At 64.6% G+C, this 2502-nt stretch carries 3 protein-coding genes; all 3 read left to right on the top strand.

Translation table 11 applies throughout. From position 1 onward, the window contains the following. Positions 1 to 655: c-type cytochrome (locus ACH2EI_RS16670; protein WP_395160839.1), on the top strand; the 655-nt coding region annotated here is incomplete at its 5' end. A gap of 57 nt (positions 656 to 712) precedes the next feature. Next, positions 713 to 1990: a geranylgeranyl reductase family protein gene (locus ACH2EI_RS16665; protein WP_395160837.1), complete on the top strand. Its 1278-nt coding sequence runs from the start codon at positions 713 to 715 to the stop codon at positions 1988 to 1990. Between the two features lie 294 nt (positions 1991 to 2284). After that, on the top strand, positions 2285 to 2502 hold a 218-nt coding region (locus ACH2EI_RS16660), incomplete at its 3' end, for a hypothetical protein (RefSeq protein ID WP_395160835.1).

The following is a 2502-nucleotide window of genomic DNA, read 5'->3' as shown; positions in this document are numbered from 1 at the left end:
GCCGCCGAAGGTCGACCCCCATTACGTCACCGCCTACAAGCAGCGCCGCAAGGTGCCGTTCTGGGCCATGGCGACGCTGTCACTCATGCCCGTATGGGGCTTCATGTACGTGCGTGCTTTGACCGACGGCGGCGAAGTCGCCGCCGGACCAATCGGCGAAGGAGCAGAGGTCTATAACAACTGCGCCAGCTGCCACGGCGCCGCCGGTGGCGGTGGTGTGGGCTATGCCTTCACCGAAGGCGAAGTCCTCAAGACCTTCCCAAATATCGAAGACCAGATCCGTTACGTCTACTACGGCACCGAGCAGTACAACATTGCTGGCGTTGACGTGTACGGCAATCCGGAGCGTGAGGGCGGAGCCCACCAAACGGGAGTCAAGGGCGTCATGCCAGGTTTTGGTGGCCAGCTCACCGACGAGGAAATTGTCGCGGTGATCTGCCACGAGCGTTACACGCTCGCCGGTGCCGACCCGACCAGCGAAGAGTACGAAACCGAATTCGAGACCTGGTGCTCGGAAGAGTCCGTACTGTTCGAAGAGGTCGCAACCGGTGCTGTCATCCTGGCCTCCGACGATGCAATCGAGCCAGTCCCGGTCGGTGACTCGATGGTCGAAGTCACGCCGATCGGCTCTGCGCCGATCCCTGGCCGCAGCTGACCCGGTCGACGCTCCGCCGTCGACCTGCACACATCTCTTTGAGCCAGACTGACCTTCGTGCCGAGCCCGATGACTGCCATCTCCACTGATGTCCTCGTGGTCGGTGGCGGTCCGTGCGGGTCCAGCATCGCCACACGGTTGGCACGTGCCGGGCACCACGTCACTCTCGTCGAGAAGCGCAGCGGCCCACGCCACAAGGCGTGCGGCGACATCCTGTCACCACGCGCCGTTGCCGAACTCGCCGGTATCCAAATTGATCCGACGCAGATCGGCGGACACCTCGTCCAGGGCGTCCGGCTGACGCACGGCCGCCACGCCGTCGAATCGCCGTGGCCAGAACATCCCGACTTCCCCCAACACGGCATCGTGGTGCGCCGCGATCGGCTCGACGAGCATCTGCGCGATCGTGCCGTGACTGCAGGCGCCACTCTGTTGATGGGTCATGAGGCCGTCTCGCCGATTGCCGAGCGTGGATTCGTTCGTGGGGCGACGGTCCAACTCGTCAGCGACGAGGGCGAAGTCACAGGAACTCGCGAGATTCGCGCCCGATTCATCGTGGTCGCCGATGGCGCAAACAGCCGGTTCGGGCGCGGGCTCGGCACCAGCCGACAACGCAAGTGGCCCTATGCAATTGCCGCCCGCACCTACTTCGCGTCACCACGCACTCACGAAACCTGGGTCGAGACTTCGCTGGGCCTCCCCGACCCGAACGGCCAACCTGTCGCCGGCTACGGCTGGATTGCGCCGATGGGCGACGGCAACGTGAACGTCGGCGTGGGCGTGTTGTCAAGCCACCGAAATATCAAGAGCCTGAACACCCTGAAGCTCCTGACTTCCTTTTGTGCATCGATCGCCGATGACTGGGGAATCGACCCCAACGCAGGGCTGAAGGCGCCAACCCGGCTGCGACTTCCACTCGGTGGATCGGTCACACCCAAGATGGGCCCAACGTTCCTCGTCGTTGGCGACGCCGCTGGCGCCGCCAACCCGTTCAACGGCGACGGCCTCGAGGCAGCCTTCTTGGGTGGCCGTCTGGCCGCCGACGTCCTCGAAGAGGCCTTGACCACCGGCAACTCCACCTCGCTCCAGCGCTACCCCGTCCTGCTCGATGAGGAACTCGGTCGATATCGCAAGGTGGGCCGCCTCTCGGCTCGTTTCCTCGGCCGCCCGGCGATTCTGAAGCCAGCGCTGCACGTGGCCTCACGCAGCGACGCTGCGATGGGCGCCGTTTTGCGGATCGCCACGAACGAGATGCGCAACGACGCCAGCGCCGGTGGCGCCGAACGCGCCTACCGCCTCGCCGACATCATCTCCCGCTTCGCCCCCAGCTGGTAACGACCGCGCCAGCCCGCGCCAGTCTCACCCCACCCCACCCCACCTGACTTGACCCGACCCGACCCCACCTGACCCGACCCCACCCCACCCCACCTGACCCGACCCCACCTGACTTGTTTTGTGTGAGCGATAGCGGCGTCGTTTGGGTCAATTGCTCACACAAAAAGCCAGTCCAATTTTGTGTGAGCAATTGCGGCGTCCGACGCTGCTATCGCTCACACAAAACGCTGTGGCCCCTTACGTTCCCTCCGGTCCCCCGGAAACTCTGTGACATCGCGTCTGCAAGATGGTGTCATGACCAATCTGAATCGGCGCATCGCGTCGGTCGCGAACGGTCAGCTGGGGTTCGTCACCCGCACGCAGGTGCGGTCCTTAGGCGGATCGAATGACCAGCTTCGGAGCCGAGTCCAGAGCGGCACCCTCACACAATCCGGCACACACACCTATCGTCTGCCCGGCGCACCAACCGGGCCATCAGCGCGACTTGCCGCACTGCTCCTCGACATCGGGGG

Origin of the sequence: Ilumatobacter sp., from assembly GCF_041688325.1 — a bacterium.
GTDB lineage: Bacteria > Actinomycetota > Acidimicrobiia > Acidimicrobiales > Ilumatobacteraceae > Ilumatobacter_A.
This window is presented reverse-complemented; position numbering and strand designations above follow the sequence as displayed.